Source organism: Rhizobium sp. L51/94 (assembly GCF_019355555.1).
GTDB lineage: Bacteria > Pseudomonadota > Alphaproteobacteria > Rhizobiales > Rhizobiaceae > Rhizobium > Rhizobium rhododendri.
The window spans coordinates 484,147-509,811 of the sequence record NZ_CP072141.1 but is presented as its reverse complement, the minus strand read 5'-3'; the positions used below and the strand labels follow the sequence as shown (position 1 = coordinate 509,811).

General features: G+C 62.3%; 24 protein-coding genes. 8 read left to right on the top strand and 16 right to left on the bottom strand.

Features of this window, described 5'->3' with window-relative positions; all coding sequences use genetic code 11:
* Positions 1-14: 14 nt before the first annotated feature.
* From J5274_RS02530 to J5274_RS02480, 11 genes are all read right to left on the bottom strand, one after another.
* Entirely contained in the window at positions 15-1,298 is a 1,284-nt protein-coding gene (locus J5274_RS02530) for an FAD-binding oxidoreductase (RefSeq protein WP_142824859.1), read from the bottom strand.
* 1,109 nt (positions 1,299-2,407) lie between these two features.
* Positions 2,408-3,817 carry a 3-isopropylmalate dehydratase large subunit gene (leuC, locus tag J5274_RS02525; protein WP_142824648.1) on the bottom strand — a complete coding sequence of 470 codons (1,410 nt, stop codon included), beginning with the start codon at positions 3,815-3,817 and terminating at the stop codon, positions 2,408-2,410.
* A 245-nt stretch (positions 3,818-4,062) separates the two neighbouring features.
* Entirely contained in the window at positions 4,063-4,881 is an 819-nt protein-coding gene (locus J5274_RS02520; protein WP_142824860.1) for an amino acid ABC transporter permease, read from the bottom strand.
* 28 nt (positions 4,882-4,909) lie between these two features.
* On the bottom strand, positions 4,910-5,707 hold the full coding sequence (locus J5274_RS02515) for a transporter substrate-binding domain-containing protein (RefSeq protein ID WP_142824649.1): 798 nt from the start codon (positions 5,705-5,707) through the stop codon (positions 4,910-4,912).
* Between the two features lie 149 nt (positions 5,708-5,856).
* Positions 5,857-6,420 (bottom strand): 50S ribosomal protein L19, encoded by a 564-nt coding sequence (rplS, locus tag J5274_RS02510; RefSeq protein ID WP_142824650.1) that lies wholly within the window; start codon positions 6,418-6,420, stop codon positions 5,857-5,859.
* A 229-nt stretch (positions 6,421-6,649) separates the two neighbouring features.
* Positions 6,650-7,348: a tRNA (guanosine(37)-N1)-methyltransferase TrmD gene (gene trmD / locus J5274_RS02505; protein ID WP_142824651.1), complete on the bottom strand. Its 699-nt coding sequence runs from the start codon at positions 7,346-7,348 to the stop codon at positions 6,650-6,652.
* 5 nt (positions 7,349-7,353) lie between these two features.
* Positions 7,354-7,920 carry a ribosome maturation factor RimM gene (gene rimM / locus J5274_RS02500; RefSeq protein WP_111219632.1) on the bottom strand — a complete coding sequence of 189 codons (567 nt, stop codon included), beginning with the start codon at positions 7,918-7,920 and terminating at the stop codon, positions 7,354-7,356.
* A 124-nt stretch (positions 7,921-8,044) separates the two neighbouring features.
* On the bottom strand, positions 8,045-8,419 hold the full coding sequence (gene rpsP, locus J5274_RS02495) for a 30S ribosomal protein S16 (RefSeq protein ID WP_111219634.1): 375 nt from the start codon (positions 8,417-8,419) through the stop codon (positions 8,045-8,047).
* A gap of 71 nt (positions 8,420-8,490) precedes the next feature.
* Complete coding sequence (locus J5274_RS02490) at positions 8,491-8,793, bottom strand: chorismate mutase (RefSeq protein ID WP_142824652.1); 303 nt, start codon at positions 8,791-8,793, stop codon at positions 8,491-8,493.
* 12 nt (positions 8,794-8,805) lie between these two features.
* Positions 8,806-10,392: a signal recognition particle protein gene (gene ffh, locus J5274_RS02485; RefSeq protein ID WP_142824653.1), complete on the bottom strand. Its 1,587-nt coding sequence runs from the start codon at positions 10,390-10,392 to the stop codon at positions 8,806-8,808.
* 919 nt (positions 10,393-11,311) lie between these two features.
* Complete coding sequence (locus J5274_RS02480) at positions 11,312-11,596, bottom strand: GIY-YIG nuclease family protein (protein WP_142824654.1); 285 nt, start codon at positions 11,594-11,596, stop codon at positions 11,312-11,314.
* Positions 11,597-11,721: 125 nt separating this feature from the next.
* Here J5274_RS02480 and dapF point away from each other — a divergent pair, with 125 nt between their 5' ends.
* The 5 genes from dapF to J5274_RS02455 all read left to right on the top strand — a co-directional run bounded on the left by dapF (position 11,722) and on the right by J5274_RS02455 (position 16,744).
* Positions 11,722-12,627 carry a diaminopimelate epimerase gene (gene dapF / locus J5274_RS02475; protein ID WP_142824655.1) on the top strand — a complete coding sequence of 302 codons (906 nt, stop codon included), beginning with the start codon at positions 11,722-11,724 and terminating at the stop codon, positions 12,625-12,627.
* Positions 12,624-13,898 carry a tRNA (N(6)-L-threonylcarbamoyladenosine(37)-C(2))-methylthiotransferase MtaB gene (mtaB, locus tag J5274_RS02470; protein WP_142824656.1) on the top strand — a complete coding sequence of 425 codons (1,275 nt, stop codon included), beginning with the start codon at positions 12,624-12,626 and terminating at the stop codon, positions 13,896-13,898. Before dapF ends, mtaB begins: the two co-directional genes overlap by 4 nt.
* Before the next feature lie 14 nt (positions 13,899-13,912).
* The gene (gene ftsY, locus J5274_RS02465; protein WP_142824657.1) at positions 13,913-15,433 is read left to right on the top strand and encodes a signal recognition particle-docking protein FtsY; all 1,521 of its coding nucleotides are present in this window, start codon (positions 13,913-13,915) and stop codon (positions 15,431-15,433) included.
* Between the two features lie 73 nt (positions 15,434-15,506).
* Positions 15,507-16,160 (top strand): septation protein A, encoded by a 654-nt coding sequence (locus J5274_RS02460; RefSeq protein ID WP_142824658.1) that lies wholly within the window; start codon positions 15,507-15,509, stop codon positions 16,158-16,160.
* A complete protein-coding gene (locus tag J5274_RS02455) occupies positions 16,157-16,744 on the top strand; it encodes a DUF2585 domain-containing protein (protein ID WP_142824659.1) in 588 nt (195 codons plus the stop codon). Before J5274_RS02460 ends, J5274_RS02455 begins: the two co-directional genes overlap by 4 nt.
* A gap of 170 nt (positions 16,745-16,914) precedes the next feature.
* Here J5274_RS02455 and J5274_RS02450 read toward each other — a convergent pair whose 3' ends face one another.
* From J5274_RS02450 to ccmA, 5 genes are all read right to left on the bottom strand, one after another.
* Positions 16,915-17,523: a DsbE family thiol:disulfide interchange protein gene (locus J5274_RS02450; protein ID WP_142824660.1), complete on the bottom strand. Its 609-nt coding sequence runs from the start codon at positions 17,521-17,523 to the stop codon at positions 16,915-16,917.
* Positions 17,523-17,693 carry a heme exporter protein CcmD gene (ccmD, locus tag J5274_RS02445; protein ID WP_142824661.1) on the bottom strand — a complete coding sequence of 57 codons (171 nt, stop codon included), beginning with the start codon at positions 17,691-17,693 and terminating at the stop codon, positions 17,523-17,525. The genes J5274_RS02450 and ccmD overlap by 1 nt, the downstream gene beginning before the upstream one ends.
* A gap of 4 nt (positions 17,694-17,697) precedes the next feature.
* On the bottom strand, positions 17,698-18,459 hold the full coding sequence (locus J5274_RS02440; RefSeq protein ID WP_142824662.1) for a heme ABC transporter permease: 762 nt from the start codon (positions 18,457-18,459) through the stop codon (positions 17,698-17,700).
* A gap of 58 nt (positions 18,460-18,517) precedes the next feature.
* On the bottom strand, positions 18,518-19,177 hold the full coding sequence (gene ccmB / locus J5274_RS02435) for a heme exporter protein CcmB (RefSeq protein ID WP_111219658.1): 660 nt from the start codon (positions 19,175-19,177) through the stop codon (positions 18,518-18,520).
* A 1,021-nt stretch (positions 19,178-20,198) separates the two neighbouring features.
* Positions 20,199-20,837 (bottom strand): heme ABC exporter ATP-binding protein CcmA, encoded by a 639-nt coding sequence (ccmA, locus tag J5274_RS02430; RefSeq protein WP_142824663.1) that lies wholly within the window; start codon positions 20,835-20,837, stop codon positions 20,199-20,201.
* A 268-nt stretch (positions 20,838-21,105) separates the two neighbouring features.
* Here ccmA and acnA point away from each other — a divergent pair, with 268 nt between their 5' ends.
* The 3 genes from acnA (at position 21,106) to J5274_RS02415 (ending at position 25,313) form a co-directional block, all read left to right on the top strand.
* Positions 21,106-23,796 (top strand): aconitate hydratase AcnA, encoded by a 2,691-nt coding sequence (gene acnA / locus J5274_RS02425; protein ID WP_142824664.1) that lies wholly within the window; start codon positions 21,106-21,108, stop codon positions 23,794-23,796.
* Between the two features lie 217 nt (positions 23,797-24,013).
* Positions 24,014-24,757, top strand: coding sequence for a thioredoxin family protein (locus J5274_RS02420; protein ID WP_142824665.1), 744 nt, complete (start codon positions 24,014-24,016; stop codon positions 24,755-24,757).
* A gap of 154 nt (positions 24,758-24,911) precedes the next feature.
* Positions 24,912-25,313: a DUF2794 domain-containing protein gene (locus tag J5274_RS02415; RefSeq protein ID WP_142824666.1), complete on the top strand. Its 402-nt coding sequence runs from the start codon at positions 24,912-24,914 to the stop codon at positions 25,311-25,313.
* Positions 25,314-25,665 lie beyond the last annotated feature (352 nt).

Here is a 25,665-nt window from a genome sequence, read left to right as displayed (position 1 = left end):
TGGCCTGGCGCCGGCTAGAAGCGGGACTCGGCAAGATGGGCAATCTGGGCGCCGGCCTCGTACCACATTTCCTTGAGGGCACGGAAGCGGGGGGCGCCAACCTCGGTCGGTGGCAGCGGCAGTTCGTTTTCGCCGATCCGTCCGAGGATATGGGCTGCAAGGGTCTTTCCGAATGTCGTGCCTGGCGCGATGCCGCGCCCGTTATAGCCGCTGAAGCCGACGACGTTTTCGGCGAACCTGTGAAACCTCGGGAGGGCATTGTCGGTCATGCCGATCTTGCCGTACCATTCGCATTCGAATTCGATGTCGCCAAGCTGCGGGAACAGCCGCTTCAGGGACCGCCGGGCCCAGCCCTTGTGGATCGCGGCACCGGTGTTGCGCAGTGCCCCGACGCTGCCGAACACCAGGCGCCCGGCCTGGTCCATGCGGAAGGAAGACAGCACCTCCTTGGTGTCCCAGGCACCTTCGCGGCCGGGCAGGATGGATTTGCGCAGATTGTCTCCCAGCGGCACGGTGGCAAAATTGAAATAGGGCAGCAAAACCTGCTCGCCGCGCACCTGTTCGAACGGCCCGGTGCTGTAGGCATCGGTGGAGACGACGATCCAGTCGGCGGTGACGCTGCCGGCGGCTGTCCTTACCACCCAGCGACTGCCCTCGCGGCTGGTCTCCGTAACGCGGCTGCCGGTGTGGAGTGTTGCGCCGGCACGGATGGCCGCCTTGGCAAGCCCGCGCGCATAGGCAAGCGGCTGCAGCGTCCCGGCCCTCATGTCGAGCAGCGCGCCGGCATAGCCGTCGCTGCCGATGCGGCGGCGCGTCTCGTCGGCATCGAGCACGGTGACGGGCGCCCCTCGACTCGCCCACTGGCGGGCGCGGGCCTCGATCTCCTTCAGCCCATCGGCGCCGACGGCGCAGTGCAGCGTCCCGTTGCGCTCGAGTTCGCAGGCAATGCTGTGCTTGTCGATCAGCGCCTTCACCAGTTCAGGGCCGTTGCCGAGCGTATCGAGCAGGCGCTCGCCGTAGAGCGGGCCAAGCACGCCCGGCACGTCGTCGGGCATCACCCACATGCCGGCATTGATCAGCCCGACATTGCGCCCGGCGCCACCGAAGCCGATCTCGTTGCCTTCGAGAAGCACCACCCGCGTGCCGGCCTCGGCAAGATGCAGGGCCGACGACAGGCCCGTATAACCGCCGCCGACGATCACCACATCGGCCGATACCGCGCCGGCAAGCGGCTGCGTCACAGGCGGCGGCGGGGCGGTCTTTTCCCATAGGCCATGGGAGCGCGGGTCGTTGAGCATCATTCGGTCCATTCGTTGCGTGGGCCCACCTTAGCGCCCGACTTGCGGTTGTGAAAGACGATTCCGAGGGCTTTGCACCGGCCCGACAACAACCCCCACGCTTCCCCGTTCACGCGGCCTGTTCGGTCCGTGTCATGACAATTCTGATGGCCGGGGCACACCGAGTGCCTGATGATTTTTAGTGAAGTGACACGCGATGTGCCCCGTTCGACAGTTTTTATCCGCAACTCCGGATCCTCTGTTTCCGACCCAGGTCCCGTTAAGGGAAAAGCTGCCGGAGTTATGCCACACAGGCACGCCGAGCCTAGGGGCCCGAAGGGATCCACTTCTGCGGACCCTTGAAGAAGTCGCCTGCGTAGACAGCAACCCCTCCAAGACCCGGCCCCACCTCGCCGGTAACGCAGACCGGTGTATCCGATGGTGGAACGGGGTGATTATAGATCGGGATGAAAGCACGGGGATGAAATTATGATGCCGGCATTGTTTCCAAACGGAAATCCCAACGGTTTATCCCTATGAGGTGCTGCGGGCAGGGGCGATGGAGGGAAGCGGGAGAGGAGAGAGTGCGAGAGATAGAGAGAGTGTGTGTGCGTGTGAGGTCAGAAAGATCACAAAACCAAAAAGCCACCCCCGACCTCCCTCATTCCTGTGCCTGTCACAGGAATCCAGCCGCCCAAGTCTTTGGGCGATAGATACTTTCCTCACCAACAGAGAGTCCTCCCACGGCGCAGACGCGCCGTGACTGGATTCCTGTGACGAGCACAGGAATGAGGGAAGTGGGGGCGCGCATCCCAGGCGAAGTTGGATCTTAGAATACGTGGTAGCAATTGATCCCTTTTCACGGAGTTGGGCGCCTCGATAGACTTGAGTTTACAAGGCCTTGCTCAGAGAGGCCCCCACTTCCTCCCGTCATTCCGGTGATGGGCACAGGAGTGAGGGAAATTGGGGAAATCGTGGGTAATGTCGTGGTGAAAAGTTTGGCTTCTGCGACCGCGTTTCGTTTTCAGGGGAATGGTCAATCCCGTCGACGACGAACTTACAAATCCAGCTCTTGGACTTGGAACCGGAGGCCGGGTTTGTTGGCCTCCGGTTTACTCAGACGCTTATGCCTATTTCCACTCGCGGATATCGACGAAGTGGCCGGCGATGGCGGCGGCGGCGGCCATGGCCGGGGAGACCAGATGGGTGCGGCCCTTGTGGCCCTGGCGGCCTTCGAAATTGCGGTTCGAGGTCGAGGCGCAGCGCTCGCCCGGCTTCAGCCGGTCGTCGTTCATGGCCAGGCACATGGAACAGCCCGGCTCGCGCCAGTCGAAGCCGGCGGCCTTGAAGATCTTGTCGAGGCCTTCGGCTTCCGCCTGTTCCTTGACGAGGCCGGAGCCGGGCACGATCATCGCGTCGACTGTCGGCGCCACCGTGCGGCCTTCGACAACCTTGGCGACGGCGCGCAAATCCTCGATGCGGCCGTTGGTGCAGGAGCCGATGAAGACGCGGTCGATGCTGATGTCGGTCATCTTCGTGCCGGCGGTCAGGCCCATGTAGTCGAGGGCGCGCTGCTTCGAGGTGCGCTTGTTCTCGTCCTCGATCTCGGCCGGATCAGGCACGACACCCTGCACGGAGACGACGTCTTCCGGCGAAGAGCCCCAGGAGACGATCGGCGGCAGGTTGGCGGCATCGAGCACGACGACCTTGTCGTAATGGGCGCCTTTGTCGGTCTGCAGGGTCTTCCAGTAGGCGATGGCCTTTTCCAGGTTCTCGCCCGATGGTGCGCGTGGCTTGCCCTTGATGTATTCGAAGGTCTTCTCGTCTGGGGCGATCAGGCCGGCGCGGGCGCCGCCCTCGATGGTCATGTTGCAGACCGTCATGCGGCCTTCCATCGACAGGGCGCGGATGGCTTCGCCGGCAAATTCGATGACGTGGCCGGTGCCGCCGGCGGTGCCGATCTCGCCGATGATGGCAAGGATGATGTCCTTAGCGGTGACGTGGTCGGGCAGCTTCCCGTCGACGCGCACCAGCATGTTCTTGGCCTTCTGCTGGATCAGCGTCTGCGTGGCCAGCACATGCTCGACCTCGGATGTGCCGATGCCGTGCGCCAGCGCGCCGAAGGCACCATGCGTCGAGGTGTGGCTGTCGCCGCAGACGATGGTCATGCCCGGCAGGGTGAAGCCCTGCTCGGGGCCGACGATGTGGACGATGCCCTGGCGGATATCGCTGGCGGAATAGTACTCGACCCCGAATTCGGCGGCATTGGTGGCCAGCGCCTCGACCTGGATGCGGCTTTCCTCATTCTTGATGCCGAGGTGGCGATCCGGCGAGGTCGGCACGTTATGGTCGACGACAGCGAGCGTCTTCTGCGGCGCGCGAACGGTCCGGCCCGTCATGCGCAGGCCTTCGAAGGCCTGCGGCGAGGTCACTTCATGAACGAGGTGACGGTCGATGTAGAGAAGACAGGTACCATCGTCTTGCGTATCGACGACGTGGTCGTCCCAGATTTTGTCATAGAGCGTGCGGGGTGCTGTCATGGCGGCGGATCCATATTGGAGTGGGTATCGCGGAAAATGATGGGGCGGCGAGGGGCTCGCCGGCCGCAGGCTCGATCAGCAAACCCGGCTGTTGAGCGCGCCTGAAATCATCGCAAAGAAACGCGCTGGCAGACGCTTGTGGTCCTGCAGCACGAAAGTCTCTCCGCCGATGCATCTAAACTTCGATTCCATGGGGCTGGCTTTACCAATTTTTCTGGCGCACGGCAATTCGAATCATTGGGGTTCTAGCGCCTGACCTGGCGCATCCGCTTCTCAAACTGCCGCAGCAACAGCGACAGGCCAACCGTCAGTATCAGGTAGATATAGGTGACAATCGAATAGGTTTCAAAGAACCGGAAGGAGCCCGAGGCGTAGACCTTGCCCATCTGGGTGATGTCGGCAACGCCGAGCACCGAGACCAGCGACGAGTCCTTGACCATCGAGACGAAGTCGTTCGACAGCGGCGGCAGGATGACGCGGATCGCCTGCGGGAAGACCACGAGCCGGAAGCGCTGGACGCGGGAGAGGCCGAGCGCCTTCGATGCCTCGATCTGGCCGTGATCGACCGCTTCGATGCCGGCGCGAAAGATCTCGGCGATGAACGAGGCATAGCCGATCGTCAAGGCAATGATCGCCCGCCACATCAGCGACAGCTCGCGCACCATCAGCGGCTCGGTCCATCCGGCAGCCACCAGCGGCGCGGTCAGCATGTTATAGGCAGCGACGATGGCGGGGGCGCCGACGAAGGCGACGTAGAACAGCAGCACCAGCATCGGGATGCCGCGGATCACCTCGATGTAGAAGCGCGAGACCTGCCTGAGGACGACGTTGTCGGCGCGCCCGAGAAGCATCACGCCGAGGCCGAGCAGCGTCGCCAGCACGAAGGAGACCAGAGTCACGAAGACGGTGATCGTTGCGCCGGTCACGACGGTGAGGAAGACCTGTGTATAGAGGCCGCTGGTGGCGATGACGATGGCGACCGCCACGCAGATGACGATCAGGGCGACCAGCCACCAGGGGTAGTCGCCCTTGTCTTTGCCGCTCGGCGAGGGCTGGGCTGCAATCACCGGCGGCACTTCACTGTATCGAGCATCAGCCGCCCATCTTGTAGTCGACGAACCATTTCTTATCGAGCGCCGCGAAGGTGCCGTCTGCCTTGAGTGCAGCAATGGCGGCGTTGACGGGAGCCACGAGGTCGGATCCCTTCGGGAAGATGAAACCGAAGTCCTCGACGCCAAGCGGGCCGCCGATCAGCTTCAGGGCGCCGCCAGAACTTTCGACATAGCCCTTGCCAGCTGTGCCGTCCGTCAGAACGGTATCGACATCGCCGGTCTTCAAGGCCTGGACGGTGGCGCCGAAGGTTTCGAACAGCTTGATGCGCGGGTTCTGCTCGTTGCCGTCGAGCACTTCGTAGACGGATGTGTAAAAGGGCGTGGTGCCCGGCTGGGCGCCGACCAGGCCGTCCTTGAAGGCGGCGAACGTCTTGGCGTCGGTGAAGCGCTTCTCGTCGCCGCGCACCAGCATGAATTGCTGTGAGCGCATGTACGGGTTGGAGAAATCGACCTTCTGCTTACGGTCTTCCTTGATGGTGATGCCGGTCATTCCGATGGCGTACTGGCCGTCTGACACCGCCTGGATCATCGCGTCCCAGCTGGTGTTCTGGTATTCGACCTTGAAATTCAGCCGCTTGGCGATCTCGTTCATCGCATCGTATTCCCAGCCGATCGCCTTGCCGGTCTTCGGCTCGACGAACTGCAGCGGAGGATAGGCATTTTCGGTGACGACGACGACCGTCTTGCCTTTCAGATCCGGAAGGTCGGCGGCAAGGGCTGCGAGCGGCGACAAGACAAGGGCGGTCAGACCCAGCAGGAACGAGCGGCGGAACGTCATGGAAAATCTCCCCAAATGGCCAATCGCGAAATTGTCACAGGTGCAAAGTCGCTGGCAAGGGCAATGGCATGGCCGGGACGATAAAAACAGAAAAGGCGGCCCAAAGACCGCCCTTTCCAGATACTATTTTTGCGTCAAAGCCTGAAGGCTTATTCTGCAGCAGGTTCGGCGGCAGCGGCGGCTTCTTCAGCGGCCTTCGCCTTTGCTGCTTCGTCGGCAGCTTTTGCTTCAGCGGCTTCGGCTGCTGCCTTCTCGGCGGCCAGTGCCTGTGCTGCTGCGACCTTCTCAGCTTCGATACGGGCCTTCTCTTCGGCCATCGCAGCGCGCTCGGCGTCGTTCAGCTTGCGGGCGCGGATACCGGTGTCTTCAACGATACGAGCCGACTTGCCGCGACGATCGCGCAGGTAGTACAGCTTGGCGCGACGGACCTTACCGCGACGGACGACGTCGACGCTTTCGATCATCGGCGAATACATCGGGAATACGCGCTCGACGCCTTCGCCGTAGGAAATCTTGCGAACCGTGAAGTTCTCGTGGATGCCGCCGCCAGAACGGCCGATGCAGACGCCTTCATAGGCCTGCACGCGGGTGCGCGTACCTTCGGTTACCTTGACGTTGACGCGGAGCGTATCGCCCGGGGAGAATTCCGGCAGCTTGCGTACGGCTAAGATCTTGGCAGCCTGTTCGGCTTCCAGTTCCTGAATGATGTTCATTGGTCTAACCTTTTCGAGTTCTTCTAAAACAGCCAGAGCGCCCTGCCAGTATCCGTAGGTCGATGCCGCGGGATCTTGTCCTTTCGGACGGGGGCGAATTCACTATTATTTCTTTGCTGGTCGACGGGGTTGACCCCATGTCCGCGTGGGCAGTTACACCAAAATGCAGGGTTTGTCATCCCTCGCGCCGTATTTTTCTCGATCCGGGCTGTCGGCAATGGGGCCGATATCAGCGGCCTGACACGTCGGCATCGTCGAGCAGGTCGGGCCGGCGCGCCCGTGTCAGCTTCAAGGCCTCCTCGGCCTGCCATCTGGCGATGGCGCCGTGGTTGCCCGATGTCAGGACAGCCGGGATCTCGCGGCCTTCCCACTGCTGCGGGCGCGTATAATGCGGGTGCTCCAGCATGCCGTTTTCGAAGCTCTCGTGCGTACCGGAGAGGTCGTTGCCCATGACGCCGGGCAGGATGCGGATGATGGCATCCAGCAGCACCAGCGCTGCCGGTTCGCCGCCGGAGAGGATGTAGTCGCCAATCGAGATTTCCTCGAGGTCGCGGGCATCGATCACACGCTGGTCGACGCCCTCGAAGCGGCCGCAGACGATGACGACGCCCGGCCCCGCCGCCAGTTGGCGGACGCGTTGCTGCGTCAACGGCCTTCCGCGCGGGCTCATCAGCAGGCGGGGGCGACCGTCGTCAGAGCCGGCGTGGTCGATGGCGCGGGCGAGCACGTCGGGCTTCAGCACCATGCCGGCGCCTCCGCCGGCCGGCGTGTCGTCGACGGTGCGGTGGCGATCGGTGGCAAAATCGCGGATCTGCAGCGTGTCGAGCGACCACTGGCCGCGCGCCGACGCCTTGCCTGCAAGAGATGTCGCGAGGTGGCCGGGAAACATCTCGGGATAGAGCGTCAGGATGGTCGCCCGGAAACTCATCGGACCTACTTCTTCGGGCGGTCGGTTTTTGGCGGCTGGCCGATGTCGGTCGGATCGTCGATCAGGCCGGCAGCCATCGGGTCGATCAGCACCTTGCGGTTCTCGAGGTCGATCTCCAGCACGGCTGCTTCGGAAAAGGGGATCAGCACGGGGCGCTTGCCCGGTCCCTTCAGTTCCAGCAGGTCGCCGGCGCCAAAATCGTAGACGCCGCTGACGACGCCGTAGCCGACGCCCTTGGCATCGACGACTTCCAGACCCTCGAGGTCGGCGTAGAAGAATTCGTCGTCGTCGAGTTCGTCGTCCGGCAAGTCCTCGCGTTCGACGAACAGCTCGAGGCCGTTCAGCGCTTCGGCAGCCTCGCGGTCGTTGATGCCGCGAAACCGGATGATGACGACAGTCTTGCTGGCGCGGATGTCCAGCACCTCGAACGTGCGGCCATCGGCGGCGTGCAGGTTGCCGTATTCGGCAAGCGCCATCGGATCGGACGTGTAGGAGCGCGCCCTGACTTCGCCGCGCAGGCCCTGCGCGCCGCCAAGTGTGGCCATCAGAATGGGGTTTTGGAGTTTCGCCATGACTATGCCGCAGATCGAATGAGGGTGAACATCGTTCTTCTCATAGAGGAACGGAGAACGATGGCAAATAAAAAGCGGGCGGCATGTCTCCATGCCACCCGCTCCGGTGATTGCCTGTGACGGCTTATTCGGCAGCAGCAGTCTCGGCAGCGGCGGCGATGTCGGCAGCCTTCTGGGCGCGTTCAGCGATACGCTCTTCGGCCTTCTTGCCTGGCTTTGCCTTTTCCGGGTTGCTGCGCGGATCGCGCTTGGCAACGCCGGCTTCAGACAGGAAGCGCAGGACGCGGTCGGTCGGCTGGGCGCCCTGGTCGATCCAATGCTGGATGCGGGCGGTGTCGAGTTCGACGCGCTTGGCATCTTCCTTGGCGAGCATCGGGTTCCACGAACCGACCTTTTCGAGGAAGCGGCCGTCGCGTGGCGAACGGGCGTCGGCAACGACGACGTGGTAGTAAGGGCGCTTCTTGGAGCCACCGCGGGCGAGACGAATTTTCAGTGCCATTGTATCATACTCCTTCAGAGTGTTGTCAGGACGCCTTGGCGGGCGGCCTTTTGTCTTTCAGTTCTTGTCGATCATGCCTTGAATTCGGCGGCGATCTGTTCGTGGTGCCGGATGACTTCGGTAATGACGAAGTTCAGAAACTTCTCGGCGAAATCCGGGTCCAGATCGGCATCCTTGGCAAGCCGCCGCAGACGTTCGATCTGGTATTCCTCGCGCGCCGGATCGGCCGGCGGCAAATTGTACTTTGCCTTGAGAACGCCGACTGCCTTGGTGCAGCTGAAGCGTTCGGCCAACATGTGGACCAGCGCGGCGTCGATGTTGTCGATCGACTGACGGTAGCCGGAAAGCTGGGTCTTGACGTCGTTATCGGTCATTAGGGCGCTCCCTTACTTCTTCTTCGGCAGGCCGGGCAGGCCAGGAAAACCACCGCCAAGGCCGGGAAGCTTGGGGCCGCCGAGACCCGGCAGGCCACCCATTCCACCGCCCATGCCACCAAGCCCGGGCATGCTGCCGGGACGGCCGAGGCCAGCCGCCTCCGCCTGCTTCTGCAGGGCTTCCAGCTGCTTCGGATCGAGGCTGGAGAGATCGGGCATGCCGCCCATTCCGCCCATGCCGCCGAGGCCCATCTTGCCGGCAAGGCCACCCATCATCTGCTTCATCATGCCGCCCTTGCCCTTAGCCCCCATGGCTTTCATCATGTCGGCCATCTGGCGGTGCATCTTCAGGAGCTTGTTGATAGCGGCGGAATCGGTACCGGAGCCGGCGGCGATGCGCTTCTTGCGGGAATGCTTGAGGATATCGGGATTGGCGCGCTCGGCCTTGGTCATCGACTGGATGATGGCGATCTGGCGGCCAAACAGCTTGTCGTCGAGGCCGGCGGCGGCCATCTTGTCCTTCATGCCCGACATGCCGGGCATCATTCCCATGATGCCGCCCATGCCGCCCATCTTCTGCATCTGGCGCAGCTGGTCGGCGAGGTCGTTGAGGTCAAACTTGCCCTTGGCCATCTTGGCGGCCATGGCGGACGCCTTCTCGGCGTCGATATTCTCGGCGGCACGCTCGACGAGCGAGACGATGTCGCCCATGCCGAGAATGCGGTCGGCGATGCGGCGCGGATGGAACTCTTCCAGCTCGCCCATTTTTTCGCCGGTACCGATCAGCTTGATCGGCTTGCCGGTGACGGCGCGCATCGAAAGGGCCGCACCGCCGCGGCCGTCGCCGTCCATGCGGGTCAGCACAAGACCGGTGATGCCGACGCGCTCGTCGAAATTCCGGGCAAGATTCACCGCGTCCTGGCCGGTCAGGCTATCGGCGACCAGCAGGATCTCGTGCGGGTTCGACTTGCGCTTGATCTCGGCCATCTCGACCATCAGCGGCTCGTCGATATGGGTGCGACCGGCGGTGTCGAGGATGACGACATCGTGGCCGCCAAGGCGGGCAGCCTGCACCGCGCGGGCGGCAATGTCTGTCGGTGACTGGCCGGCAATGATCGGCAGCACGTCGATGGAGGCCTGCACGCCGAGCTGGCGCAACTGCTCCTGGGCGGCCGGGCGCCGCGTATCGAGCGATGCCATCAGCACCTTCTTGCGGTCCCGTGTCGTCAGCCGGTGGGCAATCTTGGCCGATGTCGTGGTCTTGCCCGAGCCCTGCAGGCCGACCATCATGATGACGACGGGGGCCGGCGCATTCAAATCGACGCCGACGCTGTCGGCACCGAGCATCTCGATCAGCTCGTCATGAACGATCTTGACGACCATCTGGCCGGGCTTGATCGACTTCAAGACTTCGGCGCCGATGGCCTTTTCACGGACGCGATCGGTAAAGCCACGCACGACGTCGAGCGCCACGTCGGCTTCGAGAAGAGCACGGCGAACCTCGCGCAGCGCTGCGGAAACATCGGCTTCCGACAAAGCGCCACGGCCGGTCAGTCCATTCAGAATGGAGCCAAGTCGGTCCTGGAGGTTTTCAAACATCAGCTCTTCCTTCTCGCTTCCGATTTTTTGACCGCATATCGCCTCAGGGCATCGCGCGGCGTCGGCCGGAAACTTTGTTCTTTTCCTTGACGAAAACAAGACGCAAAGCCAAAAAGCACCCGAGGGCGCATCGCGCTGTCGGGTGTTGACCTCCGGGATCCAATTCCCTTGCGGGGTCCCGGTCGGCGGCTAGGAGGCTTGAGCTCGTCGCAGATGGGCGCGGTAAACAGCAATTGGGCGGGAAAGTCAAGATCGGCGAGGAAATTGCCCGGTCGCGAGCGGGGGATGGGTAATTCCGGGGGGCTGTGCTTGTTTTGGGAAAGCCCGGCCCTTGGGGTTCGTCATCCTCCGGCGGTCGCTTGCGTTTGGATCCTCGGGTCAAGCCCGAGGATGACGAGCCCCGGGGGTGGGGCTGCCGTGTGGCGGTGGTGCGGGATGGGTGGTGCGGGGTGGTCGGTCTTGTCGGCCGGCCTTTAGCGGGTGACCGTCATTCTGTAATTGGCGCCCCCAAACATAGTCCTTGCTGTGGCAAAGCCCAGCCCACCGCACTTCGTCATCCTCGGGCTCGACCCGAGGATCCAGGCGCAAGCGGTGCGGCATTCGTGGTGAACGCATGGCACGCATGCCGCCTACCCCGGTTTTCCGCTAAGCCGGGGCCCCTGAAATACTTACGGTGGCTTGCGTTTGGATCCTCGGGTCAAGCCCGAGGATGACGAACCCCGTGGGTGGGGTTGCCGTTTGAAGGTGGTGCGTGTGGACGGTATGGGGCGGTGGTGCTGGGTGGTTGGTGCGGGCTTGTCGACAGGCTTTAGCGGATGACCGTCATTCTGAAGTTGGCGCCTCAAACGCAGCCCTTGCATCGACAAAGCCAAGCCCCCACAATTCGTCATCCTCGGGCTCGACCCGAGGACCACCATGTTCACCACAGCTCGTAATACAGGTCCCTCCAATCCGGGTTGGTTTTTTCGATCAGATCGATCTTCCATTGGCGATACCAGCGCTTGAGGGACTTTTCGCGCTGGATGGCGTCCTGGATGTTGAAGTGCTCTTCGTACCAGGCCAGTCGCCGGCAGCCGTATGTGGCGGTGAAGCCGGGGGTGAGGGCTTCGCGGTGTTCGTGGATGCGGCGTGCGAGGTCCGAGGTCACTCCGATGTAGAGGGTGCCGTGCTTGTGGTTCGTGACGATGTAAGTGTAGTCGGTCATAGGCTCAATGTGCTCGCTTAGGTTGCTATTGGTCAAGCTTGGCGAGGCAGGCGGCCTGTCTTGCGCCAAGACTGGTAATTCGCGGCCATTTCCGCCATATACAGGCTCCAACAATGGAACGTCTGATGGGTGACACGGTCGAATTTGCGCGCATGAACGGGCTTGGCAACAAGATTCTGGTCGTCGACATGCGCGGTCGCAAGGACAAGGTGACGCCGGCGGCAGCGATTGCGCTGAATGCCGATCCGGCCACGCAATTCGACCAGATCATGGCCATCCACGACCCGAAGGCCCAGGGCACCGACGCCTGGATCGACATCCTCAACTGCGATGGCACCAAGGCTCAGGCCTGCGGCAATGGTACGCGCTGCGTCGTGCAGGCGCTTTCATCGGAGACCGGCCGCAAGGTTTTCACCTTCCAGACCGTCGCCGGCGTCCTCAATGCAGTCGAGCACGATGATGGGACGATCTCGGTTGACATGGGCAGGCCGGTGTTCGAATGGGACAGGATCCCGCTGTCGGAAGAGTTCTTCGACACCAGCCGCATCGAACTGCAGATAGGCCCGATCGACGCGCCGATCCTGCATTCGCCTGCCGTGATGTCGATGGGCAATCCGCACGCGATCTTCTGGGTCGAGCGCGACGTGATGTCCTACGATCTCGCCCGTTTCGGACCGATGCTCGAAAACCATCCGATGTTTCCCGAAAAGGCCAATATCACACTGGCGCAGGTGACCTCGCCGTCGTCTATGATCACCCGCACCTGGGAGCGCGGCGCCGGGCTGACGCTTGCCTGCGGATCTGCCGCCTGTGCCGCCGGCGTCAGTGCTGCGCGCACCGGCCGCACCGGTCGCACCGTCGAGATCGACGTTGCCAGCAGCGTGCCGCGCGGCAAGCTTCAGATCGAGTGGCGCGACGACGATCACGTCGTCATGACGGGTCCGGCCGAATGGGAGTGGTCGGGCAGGGTCGATCCGGCGACAGGCGTGTTTTCGCGCGACGAACAATCCGAAGTGGCGTCGGTGCGGTGAGCGGCGTCGAGGTCATTACCTTCGGCTGCAGGCTCAATACCTACGAATCCGAAGTGATGCGCGGCCAGGCTGAGAAGGCCGGGCTGAACAATGCCATCCTCGTCAACACCTGCGCGGTCACCGGCGAGGCCGTGCGCCAGGCGCGCCAGGCGATCCGGCGGGCGCGGCGCGACAATCCGCATGCCCGCATCATCGTTTCAGGTTGTGCTGCCCAGACCGAGAAGCAGACATTTGCCGAGATGCCCGAGGTCGACATGGTGCTCGGCAACGAAGAAAAGCTGACCCAAACCTCTTACCGGGCATTGCCTGATTTCGGCGTTTCGGCGGAAGAAAAGCTGCGCGTCAACGACATCATGAGCGTCCGCCACACGGCGCCGCAGATGGTCAAACACATCGACGGGCATGTGCGCGCCTTCATCCAGGTGCAGAACGGCTGCGACCACCGCTGCACTTTCTGCATCATTCCGTATGGACGGGGCAATTCCCGCTCGGTGCCGATGGGATCAGTTGTCGAGCAGGCGCGCCAGCTGGTGGCGTCAGGCTATGTCGAGATCGTGCTGACGGGCGTCGATGCCACCAGCTATGGCGGCGACCTGCCGGGCCGGCCGACGCTGGGGATGCTGGCCAAGACCCTTTTGCGCCAAGTGCCCGAAATCCGCCGGCTGCGGCTGTCGTCGATCGACAGTATCGAGGCAGACCGGCACCTGATCGACCTGATCGCCGACGAGCCGCGCTTCATGCCGCATCTGCACCTGTCTCTGCAGCATGGCGACGACATGATCCTGAAGCGGATGAAACGCCGCCATTCGCGTGCCGAGGCGCTCGCCTTCTGCGCCGAGGTCCGGCGGTTGCGGCCGGGTATCAGCCTCGGCGCCGACATGATCGCCGGCTTCCCGACCGAGACAGAAGCAATGTTCGAGAATGCGGTGAGTATGGCGGAAGAAGCCGGCATCGCCCATCTGCATGTGTTTCCTTATAGTCCGCGGCCGGAGACGCCGGCAGCGCGCATGCCACAGCTCGACCGGGCCGTCGTCAAGGAGCGGGCAGCCCGGCTGCGTGCCACTGGTCTTCGGCTGCAGCAATCCCATCTGGATGGCATGGTCGGCACGACGCAATGGCTGCTTGTCGAAAACAACGGTATGGCGCATACGGAAAACTTCACGCTTGTCGCGGCTCCGGGCCTTGCGCCTCGTGCGCTAGTCCCGGCCGTCATCACCGGCCACGACGGCAAGCGCCTCGATATACAACTTGACGCCGCAAACGCGGCCTGACTGACGGAATTTTCATGGCGATCGGTTTCATCAAAAAAGTCTTCACCTTCCGCCACGACCAGCCGGGCTTCAACGAGGTTCCGGCCGAGTTGCTGCCGGACGAAGACAAGGGTCTTGCCGCAGAGCTGGAGCCGAAGAGCCGCGAGGAGCACCTGCCCGAGGCTGCCGATCCGGTCTTGCCGGCGGAAATGGAGACAGCCGGTGGGCCTGCGGCCGATGGGATCGTTGGCGATGCCGAGGACGATACGCCGCCGATCCTGCCTGTCGTCACTGCGCTGGACGATCTCGGCGTCACACCACTGGCGTTGCTCGAAGCCGAGGCTGAGATTCCCGAGGGTGGGGCGACACCCCCCTCTGTCCCTGCGGGACATCTCCCCCGTAAGGGGGGAGATCAGACGGAGAGTGGCGCGGCTCCGACGACAATCGTCGACAGCCTGGCTGATTTAACATCCAAGGCCGCTCCGGCGCCAATATCCCCCCTCGTGGGGGAGATGTCGGCGAAGCTGGCAGAGGGGGGCGAACTGGCGTCGCAGCCAACCATCCCGTCCCCTCCCATTCTCCCCAAAGGCTTTTCCACCGGTCCCGCCATCGTCGCGCCCGTCCCCGAATCCCCGAAGACCACCTGGTTCCAGCGCCTGCGTGCAGGCCTGTCGCGGACCTCGTCGCAGCTCACCGGCCAGATCACGGCGCTGTTTACCAAGCGTAAGCTCGACGACCAGACGCTGCAGGACCTCGAGGACCTTCTGATCCAGGCCGATCTCGGCGTCGAGACGGCCTTGCGCATCACCGATGCGCTGGCCTCGGAGCGCTACGGCAAGGATGTGTCCGGCGAGGATGTCAGCCGCATCATGGCGGCCGAGATCGTCAAGGTGCTGAAGCCGGTGGCCAAGCCCCTGCAGCTCGACCTCAGCCATAAGCCGCATGTTATCCTAGTGGTCGGCGTCAACGGAACCGGCAAGACCACGACGATCGGCAAGCTGGCGTCCAAACTGTCGGGCTCCGGCCTGAAGGTGATGGTTGCTGCCGGCGATACGTTCCGCGCCGCAGCCATCGAGCAGCTGAAGATCTGGGCCGACCGGACGAAGTCGACCTTTGTCGGCACCAAGATCGGTGCCGATGCCTCCGGTCTCGCATTCGACGCATTCCAGCAGGCGAAAGCCGATGGCACCGACGTCTTGATCATCGACACTGCCGGCCGGCTGCAGAACAAGAAGGAGCTGATGGACGAGCTCGAAAAGATCGTCCGCGTGCTCGGCAAGCTTGATCCCGAGGCGCCGCACACCGTGCTGCAGACGCTGGATGCGACGACCGGCCAGAATGCGCTCAACCAGGTCGAGATCTTCCGCAATGTTGCCGGCGTTAACGGTCTTATCATGACCAAGCTTGACGGCACCGCCCGCGGCGGCATTCTTGTCGCCATCTCGGCCAAGCACAAGCTGCCGGTCTATTTCATCGGCGTCGGCGAGGGGGTGGACGATCTGGAGCCGTTCGAGGCGGAAGAGTTCGCCCAGGCGATTGCGGGGATCGACGGATAGCAACCGGCGCCATAGATAAGCCATCGACGCCGATCATGGCGCAACGGGATTTGGACCAAGGTCAGGACGGATAATGACGAGCAGCGAAAGCGACGTAACACCCAGCACGGCGGATCGTCAGAATCCGATGTTGAAGATGGCGCTCGAGATCGGGCCGCTGATGGTGTTTTTCTTTGCCAACCTGCGCGGCCCCTGGCTGGTGGCGCAATTTCCGGCGCTTTCAGCGCTGGGCGGTCCGCTGTTTGTCGCCACCGGGTTGTTCATGGCCGCGACGATCGTGTCGCTGATCGTCTCGAAGTTCGTGCTCGGCCACCTGCCGATCATGCCGTTCGTCTCCGGCATCGTCGTGCTGGTATTCGGCTCGCTGTCGATCTACCTGCAGGACGAGACCTTCATCAAGATGAAGCCGACGATCATCAATGCGCTGTTCGGCTGTGCGTTGCTCGGTGGCCTGCTGTTCGGCAAGTCGCTGCTCGGCTATGTCTTCAATGCCGCCTTCCAGCTCGATGCCGAGGGCTGGCGCAAGCTGAGCGTACGCTGGGGCGTCTTCTTCCTGTTTCTTGCCGTGCTCAACGAAGTCATCTGGCGGAATTTCTCCGATGATTTCTGGGTCGCTTTCAAGGTCTGGGGGACGATGCCGATCACCATCCTGTTCACGCTTTCGCAGATGCCGCTGATCATGAAGCACACGGTGCAGCCGCCTGCTGCCACGGACGCGGAGAAATGACGGTCGTCGACCAGACGTACCGGGCAAACCGCCACACCGCGTGGTTCGTGGCATGCCTCGCCGTGCTTCTTGTGCAGGTCCTCGCCGAGCACCTGATGGGCCGGGTTGCCATCTGCACCTGCGGCTATGTCAAATTGTTCGAGCCTGCGGTCAATTCCAGTGGCAACTCGCAGCATCTCGCCGACTGGTACACGCCGTCGCACATCATTCACGGCTTCCTGTTTTTTGGCCTGACGCATCTGATCATGCGGGCCAAGCCGCTGTCCATGCGGCTTTTCGTTGCCATGCTGATCGAATCGGGCTGGGAGATCCTCGAGAACTCGCCCATCATCATCGACCGCTACCGGGCGACGACGATCTCGCTCGCCTATGTCGGCGACAGCATCCTGAATTCGGCGATGGATACCGTGTTCATGGCCGTCGGCTTCGTCTTTGCCTGGCGGGCGCCCGTCTGGCTGACGATAGCAATCGCCATCTTCTTCGAACTCCTCACCGGCTGGCTGATCCGCGACAACCTCACCCTGAACGTGCTGATGCTGGTCTGGCCGGTCGACGCAGTCAAGACCTGGCAGGCGGCGCTTTAGGTCTGGCAGGCTGCGCTGTAAAATCTCGTTTTCAAAGGGTTACCCCACGCCCCTCATTCCTGTGACAAGTACAGGGATGAGGGAGGAGAGGGCGGCGACTGACGCGTTTGGGGTAGCCAGGTGCGACTGGTCGCCCGCCGCGCGGTGCGGGCAATAGCAAGCGTATGATGCTACGAACCGTGTCCCAGGGCCTTGTCGATCGCCGGGTACAGGCCTTCCCTGAGGCTGAGAGTATCGAACGGGCCGACGCGTTTGTAGACGATGGTGCCGTCGGGGGCGACGAGATAGGATTCGGGGATGCCGTAGACGCCCCAGTCGATTGCGGCTGCGCCCTTCGGATCGATGCCGATGGCCTTGAACGGATTGCCGAGTTCGCCGAGGAAGCGCAAGGCATTCTCCGGCTGGTCCTTGTAGTTGATGGCAACCACATTCAGCCGCCCGTCTTTCGCCAGTTCCTTCAGCAGCGGATGTTCCTCGCGGCAGGGAATGCACCAGGATGCAAAGACGTTGACCAGCGTCAGCTTGCCCTTGATCGCCGCATCCGTCAGCGCCGGCAGATTGGCGCCATCGAGTGGCGGCAGCGCCAGCGACGGCGCTTTCCGGCCAATCAGGGCCGAGGGAATCGTGGCGATGTCCTTGCCGTGAAAATCCTGGTCGTAGAGCATTTTGCCAGCCGTGCCGGCAATCACCCCGAACACCAACAGCGGCAGCAGGGCTGCGGCATAGCGGCCGATACCGCGCGACTTTGGCGCCGGGTCCTGATCGGTGCTTTCGGCCATCAGGATGTGACTTCCTTGTTGCGCTGCGAGCGCCGGCGGATGCCGGAGGCTTCCAGCGCCGCCAGTTCGCGGCGACGCAGGCGACCGTCGATCCAGGTCCAGCCAATGAGTGCGATCACGGTCAGTGCGGCAAAGCCGTAGGAGCCATAGACGTAGAAGGCGTGGTCCATCGGCTCAGCCCTCCCGGCTTGCCATGCGGGCGGCAAGGCGGCGCTGGGCGGCTATGCGGCGGCGCCAGATCTCATTGCGGATCGCCATCAGGTGCAGCGTGAAGAATAGTAGCGTAAAGGCCAGCGCCATGACGAACAGCGGCCAAAGAAATTCCGGCGCGATGGTCGGGCCGTCCAGCCGCACGATGCTTTCCGACTGGTGCAGCGTGTTCCACCATTCTACAGAAAACTTGATGATCGGGATGTTGACGAAGCCTACGAGGATCAGCACTGCGCTCACCCGCGCACCGCGCGAGGGATCGTCGATGGCGCGATTGAGCGCGATCAGGCCGAGATACATCAGGAACAGGATGAAGACGGAGGTCAGGCGGGCATCCCAGACCCAGTAGGTGCCCCACATCGGCTTGCCCCAGAGCGAACCGGTCACCAGCGCCAGCAGGGTGAAGGCGGCACCGAGCGGGGCTGCGGCCTTGGCAGCAACATCGGCCAGCGGATGGCGCCAGACCAGCGTGCCGATGGCAGCCACGCTCATCACCGTATAGCACATCATCGACAGCCAGGCGGCCGGCACGTGGATGTACATGATGCGCACGGTGTCGCCCTGCTGGTAGTCCGCATCCGTCGAGAAACAGAGGTATATTCCGATGACCGAGAGCATCGCCGTCAGCGCAGCCAGCCAGGGAATGACGCGGCTTGCCAGCGCCAGAAACCGGGTCGGGTTGGCCAGATCGGAAAACCGGCTCAGTGTCGGGCTGACTTCGCTCATCGATTTTCCTTAGCGCGATATTGTGAAGCCTGCAATTCAAACGCTGCTGGCAAGGCGATCAATCCGGCGTGCTCCTGAGAGCCAGGGCTGCTGCGGCCGGTCCGAGGACTGCGAAGAACAGCGTCAGGGCGATGAGGATCAGGAAGGGCGGCAGGAACGGCGCCGGGCCTTCGACGGCGGCATAGGTGGCCGAAACACCGAAGATCAGCACCGGGATAGCCAGCGGCAGGATCAGGATCGACACCAGCAATCCGCCGCGCGGCAGGGCAACGGCAACGGCCGCCCCGACCGCGCCGATCAGCGTGATGGCCGGCGAGCCGACCAGTAACGTCAGCATGGTGGCGCCGATCGCCGTCTCGCTCATGTTCATGAACAGCCCCAGCAGCGGCGAGGCGATCACCAGCGGCAGCCCGGTGGCCGTCCAGTGGGCCGCGCATTTGACGAGCACGGTCAGCACCAGCGGCGTTTCCTGCATCAACAGCAGATCGAGCGAGCCGTCATCGCGCTCCGCCTGGAACAACCGGTCGAGGCCGAGCAGCGCCGACAGCAGCGCGCCGATCCAGACGATGGCCGGTCCGATGCGGGCAAGCAGTTTCAGGTCCGGCCCGACACCGAAGGGGATTACGGCAACGACGGTCAGAAAGAACAGCACCCCGATCAGCGCACCGCCGCCAGAGCGAACGGAAAGCTTGAGGTCGCGAAGAAAGAGCGCAATCATCGTTTGCCTCCGACATGGCGAGGGCAGTTGCAAGCTTCGGAGGGCAAGGCATCCACCTCCCTCATTCCTGTGCTAGTCACAGTAATCCCGTCGCCCAAGTCTTTGGGCGGAAAATTCTTTGCCGAACAGCGGTGAGTCGTCTCACGGCGCAGACGCGCCGTGGCTGGATTCCTGTGACGAGCACAGGAATGAGGGAAGAGGGGGTTGGGAATGAGGGACATATTGTGGGCCTGCACGTGTGGGAGAGAGGTCGCACGGTCAGAGTGTGGGGTTGGGAGTGGTAGGGGCCAAGCGATCAATCGCATGACTCCTCTCCGGAAGCAGCAAAACCTGTCATCACCGGACCGCATGCGATGCCCAGCCCGATTGGCTTGTGCATTGCGACCAGTGTTTCGGGAGGGCGCTGCATCCACCTCCCTCATTCCTGTGCTTGTCACAGGAATCCAGTCGCCCAAGTCCTTGGGCGAAAGCCTCTTTGCCGAGCAACAGTGAGTCGTCTCACGGCGCAGACGCGCCGTAGCTGGATTCCTGTGACAAGCACAGGAATGAGGGAAGAGGGGGTTGGGAATGAGGGAGATATTGTGGGCCTGCCCTTGTAGGGGAGAGGCCGCACCGTCAGGGAGGGCGGTCGGGAGCACCAGAATCCCGGCGATCAATCGCATGACTCCTCGTCGAAGGCCGCAAAACCTGTCATCGCCGGCCCGCATGCGATGCCCAGTCCGATTGGCTTGTGTATTGCGACCAGTGTTTCGGGAGGGCGCTGCATCCACCTCCCTCATTCCTGTGCTTGTCACAGGAATCCAGTCGCCCAAGTCCTTGGGCGAAAGCCTCTTTGCCGAGCAACAGTGAGTCGTCTCACGGCGCAGACGCGCCGTGGCTGGATTCCTGTGACGGGCACAGGAATGAGGGAAGAGGGGAGAGGGTAAGGCAGGGGTACTTGTACGTGTCCGGTGACCCCGCTCTTGTTGTGGAGGTGGCGCGTGAACATCGGGATGGCTTGGCAGCGGCAAACTTGGAACCATCAACCCCATACTCCCTCATCCACACCGACAAATCCGGTCATCGCCAGTTCGCGGGTGTTATCCAGTCCGAGGGGCTGGTGGGTGGCTGCGAGGACAATGCCGCCGCGCTGCTGGTGCTTGGTGATCAGGTCGGCAAACAGGAGGTCGGCGTTGGCGTCGAGGGCTGCCGTGGGTTCGTCGAGGATCCAGACCGGGCGGTGGGCGACGAGCAGCTTGGCGAAGGCCATCCGGCGCTGCTGGCCGGCGGAGAGGTAGCCGAAGGGCAGGTGCAGGATGGCGGCAAGGCCGACGGCCTCGGCTGCTTCCTCCACGGACACCCCGCCGTCAGACCCGAGGAACGTGCGCCAGAAGGACAGGTTCTCGGCGACGGTAAGCTCGTTTTTCATCGCGTTGCGGTGGCCGAAATAGTGGCTGACCTCGCCCACCGGACGCTCCGATTCTCCTGCCCCGTCGACGCAGACGATCCTGCCCTTTTCGGCCGCCAGAAGACCGGCGACAACACCCAGGAGGGTCGATTTTCCGGAGCCGTTCGGGCCGGTTAATATCAGGGCCTCGCCGGCTCGCAAGTGAAAGGAAATGTTAACGAAAATCAGATCTTCGCCCCGCCTGGCAGCCAGGTTTTCGGCACTCAGATGCATTGGCGGAGGCTTTCCCGGTTGGCATGACGCATGTGCAAAAAATTGTCCGATTTTGGGCTTGCCTGCTATGGCAAGTTTTTTGGAAATTATCTATAAGACCTGCAACCACGCCAGCGGTCGGCGTGAACTTCATCCTAGCGCCGAACTTGCGGTTGTCTCAAGGCAACCTCACGTGCGGACAGCGGAAATGGCCGTACCCGCATCCTGATGTGCATTACGTGCATAGGCGTCCACACGACTGTGTTGGCTATCAGAAACGGGGTCTCTCGTGTCTAAATCTCTCGACAGTTTCAATTGCCGTTCCACGCTCAGCGTGAACGGAAAGGATTATGTTTACTACAGCCTGCCCAAGGCTGAGGCAAACGGCCTTTCCGGTATTTCCAAGCTGCCTTATTCCATGAAGGTCGTCCTGGAAAACCTGCTGCGCAACGAAGACGGCCGCTCGGTTGTCAAAAAGGACATCGAAAGCGTTGCCGCCTGGCTCATCGACAAGGGCACCGCTGAAAGCGAAATCGCATACCGTCCGGCCCGCGTGCTGATGCAGGACTTCACCGGCGTTCCCGCCGTGGTCGATCTCGCCGCCATGCGCGATGCCATGGTGGCGCTGGGTGGCGATCCGGAAAAGATCAACCCGCTGGTTCCCGTCGACCTGGTCATCGACCACTCCGTCATCGTCGACGAATTCGGCACGCCGACGGCACTCGCGCGCAACGTCGAACTCGAATACGAGCGCAACGGCGAACGCTATCGCTTCCTCAAGTGGGGCCAGCAGGCCTTCAAGAATTTCCGCGTCGTTCCTCCGGGCACGGGTATCTGTCATCAGGTGAACCTCGAATATCTCGGCCAGACTGTCTGGACGAAGGAAGAGGATGGGGAAACGGTGGCTTACCCCGACACCTGCGTCGGTACCGATAGCCACACGACGATGATCAACGGTCTTGGCGTTCTCGGCTGGGGCGTCGGCGGCATCGAAGCCGAAGCCGCCATGCTCGGCCAGCCTGTTTCCATGCTGCTGCCCGAAGTCATCGGCTTCAAGCTGACCGGCAAGCTCAAGGAAGGCTGCACCGCGACCGACCTCGTGCTGATGGTCGTGCAGATGCTGCGCAAGAAGGGCGTCGTGTCGAAGTTCGTCGAATTCTTCGGCGCCGGTCTCGACAACATGTCGCTTGCCGACCGTGCCACCATTGGCAACATGGGCCCGGAATACGGTGCGACCTGCGGCTTCTTCCCGGTCGACAGCGAAACCATCAACTATCTCACCATGTCCGGCCGCACCACCGACCGGATCGCGCTCGTCGAAGCCTATTCGAAGGCGCAAGGCATGTGGCGCGACAATGACGGGTCCGAGATTGTCTTCACCGACACGCTGGAACTCGATCTCGGCGACGTCGTGCCTGCCATGGCCGGGCCGAAGCGTCCCGAAGGCCGCGTGCCGCTGGAAAGCATCGCCGCCGGTTTCGCTGCTGCTCTCGAAGCCGACTACAAGAAGCCGGGCCAGATCGACATGCGCTATGCTGTCGAGGGTACGGACTACGACCTCGGCCACGGCGACGTGGCAATTGCCGCGATCACCTCCTGCACCAACACGTCCAACCCGTCGGTGCTGATCGCCGCCGGCCTGCTCGCCCGCAACGCCGTTGCCAAGGGCCTGAAGTCAAAGCCCTGGGTAAAGACATCGCTGGCACCCGGTAGCCAGGTCGTTGCCGAATACCTGTCGAAGTCCGGCCTGCAGACCGATCTCGACACGCTCGGCTTCAATCTCGTCGGCTTCGGCTGCACCACCTGCATTGGCAATTCCGGCCCGCTGCCGGCGCCGGTTTCCAAGACAATCAACGACAAGGGCCTGATTGCAGCTGGCGTTCTTTCCGGCAACCGCAATTTCGAAGGTCGCGTGTCGCCCGATGTGCAGGCGAACTACCTCGCATCGCCGCCGCTGGTCGTCGCCTACGCGCTGGCGGGCTCGGTGCAGATCGACCTGACCAGTGAACCGCTCGGCGAAGACAAGGATGGCAACCCGGTGTTCCTCAAGGACATCTGGCCAACCTCGCACGAGATCCAGGAATTCATCCTGAAATACGTCACCCGTGAACTCTACGAAAGCAAGTATGCCGACGTGTTCAAGGGCGATGTCAACTGGCAGGCCGTGCAGGTTCCTCCGGGCCAGACCTATGCCTGGGACGACGATTCCACTTACGTCCAGAACCCTCCCTACTTCGTGGGAATAGGCAAGAGCGGCTCCGGCATCTCCGATATCAAGGGCGCTCGCGTTCTTGGCCTGTTCGGCGACAAGATCACCACCGACCACATCTCGCCGGCCGGCTCGATCAAGGCAGCGTCGCCGGCGGGCGCTTACCTGCTGGAGCACCATGTCGGCGTTGCCGACTTCAATCAGTACGGCACGCGTCGCGGCAACCACGAAGTGATGATGCGCGGCACCTTCGCCAACATCCGCATCCGCAACCACATGCTCGGCCCGAACGGCAAGGAAGGTGGCTACACCATCCACTACCCGTCCAAGGAAGAGGAATCGATCTACGACGCGGCCATGCAGTACAAGGCCGAAGGCGTGCCGCTGGTCATCTTTGCCGGTGTCGAATACGGCAACGGCTCGTCGCGTGACTGGGCTGCCAAGGGAACCAACCTGCTCGGCGTCAAGGCCGTCATCGCCCAGTCGTTCGAGCGTATCCACCGCTCCAACCTGGTCGGCATGGGCGTCATCCCGTTCGTCTTCGAGGAAGGCACGACCTGGGCCTCGCTGGCACTGAAGGGTGACGAGACCGTCACCATCGAAGGCCTCGAGAACATCAAGCCGCGCGAAAAGAAGACCGCCGTCATCACTTACGGCGATGGCACGGTGAAGAATGTGCCGCTCATCAGCCGCGTCGATACGCTCGACGAGGTGGTCTATCTCAACAATGGCGGCATCCTGCAGACGGTTCTGCGCGATCTCGCTGCCTGATAGACAATACAGGCCACAGACAGGCGCCGCCGGAGAGAAATCTCCGGCGGCGTTGTTCTTTCACGGTGAAGTGTATCGTTGTCCGCTGTTGCCGCGTTGCCTCACCCGTTCGTGACTTTGCGCGGCTGCTGCGAGCCATTATCTCTTGCTTCAGATTTGTCAGGCTTGATGCAGGCCGAGGATTTTGGCTAACAAGGTCTGAAAGAGGTGTTGCCCCATGTCCGTTCGGTTCCTGATATCCCTGCTGGCCGGTGTCGCGTTGACGGGCGCGGCGCATGCGCAGGACTTGGGCAAGCTGAAGGGCGTCGTCGAGCTCTTCACCTCGCAGGGCTGCGCCTCCTGTCCGCCGGCGGACGCCGCGCTCAAGCAACTGATCGAGCAGGGCAATGTCGTGGCGCTGGCCTATCACGTCGACTACTGGAACTATCTCGGCTGGAACGACACCATGTCGTCGAAGGACAATACCGCCCGGCAATATGCCTATGCGCGGACACTCGGCCGCAGCAGCGTCTACACGCCGCAGGCCGTGCTGAATGGCCGGGATCATCTGAACGGCGCCGATCTCGGGGCTATCAACGTCAAGCTGGATGATCTTTCGCGTGCCGGACAGGGACTGACCGTTCCGGTCAGCGCCGCGATGAAGGGCGACGAACTGGAAATCGACATCGCGGCAGGCATGGGCAAGGCCAACGTGGTAGTCGCCTATTTCGACCGGGAACAGCGCGTCGACGTCACCAAGGGTGAAAATACCGGCCAGCAGATCGCCTACATGCACAGCGTTTCGGACGTCGAGACTGTGGGCATGTGGGAGGGCAAGCCGATGCACCTAACATTGCCTGCGAACGTTATGGACAAGGCCGGCCGCAAGGGGCTTGCCATCATGCTGCAGTCTTCGACGGCCACGGGAGATCCGGCAGCCATCATCGGGGCCACCGTCATGACTGTGGGTGCCGACGACTAGAGGCGTCAAATCTTCGCTATCGCAAATGTCTTCCAGGCTGGATGCCCGGTGAAATCTGCACCGGCGCAAATCCGGATGCGCGGCATCTTGCAATTTTATTGCGGCGGGGCGACACTGTCACCCTGCTGTCATGGGCGGAGGCTTCGAGGAATTGATGACTGATCAGCCGGATTTGCGACGCGGCCAAAGCAACAGCGTCGATAGCAACTCTTCCGTTGTCGTCGATATTACTCAATATAAACAGAGCAAGGATATCCTGCCAGTGACGTTTCACAGGCGGGAGCTGGATGCTATACTGTGGATCTACGGTCGAATGGTGGGCGAGAACGAGTGGCGCGACTATGCCATAGACCACACCAAGGAAAAGGCGATCTTCTCGGTTTTCAAACGCTCCGGCGAGTTGCCGCTGTTTCGCATCGAGAAGGACCCGAAGCTTGCCGCCAAGCAGGGTGCCTACGCCGTCATCAACACAAACGGTATGATCTTGAAGCGCGGGCACGATCTGCGCCAGGTGCTGAAGATTTTCGACAAGACGTTGAAACTGGTCGAGAAGTAGTCGCTCCGAGGGGGGTTCTGCTATCTGTAGTAGCGATCTGGAGCGAAGGGCCAGTGCGGCGGTGCTGCTGCACTCTGCCGGATACCCTCCAATTTTTCGTAGCTAATGCGTGCGATAGACCATGTAAAACGCCAGTCCCCAACACATCACCGTGGAAATGCTCAAAAGGAAAATGCCTATTTTCAATACGTAACTCCGTGGATGTTTCTACCGCAGGTGTGGGTACGTCGGGGCAGGACAAAGAGTTTCGGCGGCGACAGTCTTTTTTCATGCTTTCCCGGCGGAGAGCCAATCATTCGTATGGCAGGATCTAAATCCTATTTTCGAGCTCGTTCGCGCTGATTGAACTATT

Bases quoted from the DNA above. Each gene is read 5' to 3' on its own strand.
- J5274_RS02530 (WP_142824859.1), bottom strand. From the start codon at position 1,298: ATGCTCAACGACCCGCGCTCCCATGGCCTATGGGAAAAGACCGCCCCG.
- leuC (WP_142824648.1), bottom strand. From the start codon at position 3,817: ATGACAGCACCCCGCACGCTCTATGACAAAATCTGGGACGACCACGTC.
- J5274_RS02515 (WP_142824649.1), bottom strand. From the start codon at position 5,707: ATGACGTTCCGCCGCTCGTTCCTGCTGGGTCTGACCGCCCTTGTCTTG.
- rplS (WP_142824650.1), bottom strand. From the start codon at position 6,420: ATGAACATCATTCAGGAACTGGAAGCCGAACAGGCTGCCAAGATCTTA.
- trmD (WP_142824651.1), bottom strand. From the start codon at position 7,348: ATGAGTTTCCGGGCGACCATCCTGACGCTCTATCCCGAGATGTTTCCC.
- rimM (WP_111219632.1), bottom strand. From the start codon at position 7,920: ATGGCGAAACTCCAAAACCCCATTCTGATGGCCACACTTGGCGGCGCG.
- rpsP (WP_111219634.1), bottom strand. From the start codon at position 8,419: ATGGCACTGAAAATTCGTCTCGCCCGCGGTGGCTCCAAGAAGCGCCCT.
- J5274_RS02490 (WP_142824652.1), bottom strand. From the start codon at position 8,793: ATGACCGATAACGACGTCAAGACCCAGCTTTCCGGCTACCGTCAGTCG.
- ffh (WP_142824653.1), bottom strand. From the start codon at position 10,392: ATGTTTGAAAACCTCCAGGACCGACTTGGCTCCATTCTGAATGGACTG.
- J5274_RS02480 (WP_142824654.1), bottom strand. From the start codon at position 11,596: ATGACCGACTACACTTACATCGTCACGAACCACAAGCACGGCACCCTC.
- dapF (WP_142824655.1), top strand. From the start codon at position 11,722: ATGGGTGACACGGTCGAATTTGCGCGCATGAACGGGCTTGGCAACAAG.
- ftsY (WP_142824657.1), top strand. From the start codon at position 13,913: ATGGCGATCGGTTTCATCAAAAAAGTCTTCACCTTCCGCCACGACCAG.
- J5274_RS02460 (WP_142824658.1), top strand. From the start codon at position 15,507: ATGACGAGCAGCGAAAGCGACGTAACACCCAGCACGGCGGATCGTCAG.
- J5274_RS02455 (WP_142824659.1), top strand. From the start codon at position 16,157: ATGACGGTCGTCGACCAGACGTACCGGGCAAACCGCCACACCGCGTGG.
- J5274_RS02450 (WP_142824660.1), bottom strand. From the start codon at position 17,523: ATGGCCGAAAGCACCGATCAGGACCCGGCGCCAAAGTCGCGCGGTATC.
- ccmD (WP_142824661.1), bottom strand. From the start codon at position 17,693: ATGGACCACGCCTTCTACGTCTATGGCTCCTACGGCTTTGCCGCACTG.
- J5274_RS02440 (WP_142824662.1), bottom strand. From the start codon at position 18,459: ATGAGCGAAGTCAGCCCGACACTGAGCCGGTTTTCCGATCTGGCCAAC.
- ccmB (WP_111219658.1), bottom strand. From the start codon at position 19,177: ATGATTGCGCTCTTTCTTCGCGACCTCAAGCTTTCCGTTCGCTCTGGC.
- ccmA (WP_142824663.1), bottom strand. From the start codon at position 20,837: ATGCATCTGAGTGCCGAAAACCTGGCTGCCAGGCGGGGCGAAGATCTG.
- J5274_RS02420 (WP_142824665.1), top strand. From the start codon at position 24,014: ATGTCCGTTCGGTTCCTGATATCCCTGCTGGCCGGTGTCGCGTTGACG.
- J5274_RS02415 (WP_142824666.1), top strand. From the start codon at position 24,912: ATGACTGATCAGCCGGATTTGCGACGCGGCCAAAGCAACAGCGTCGAT.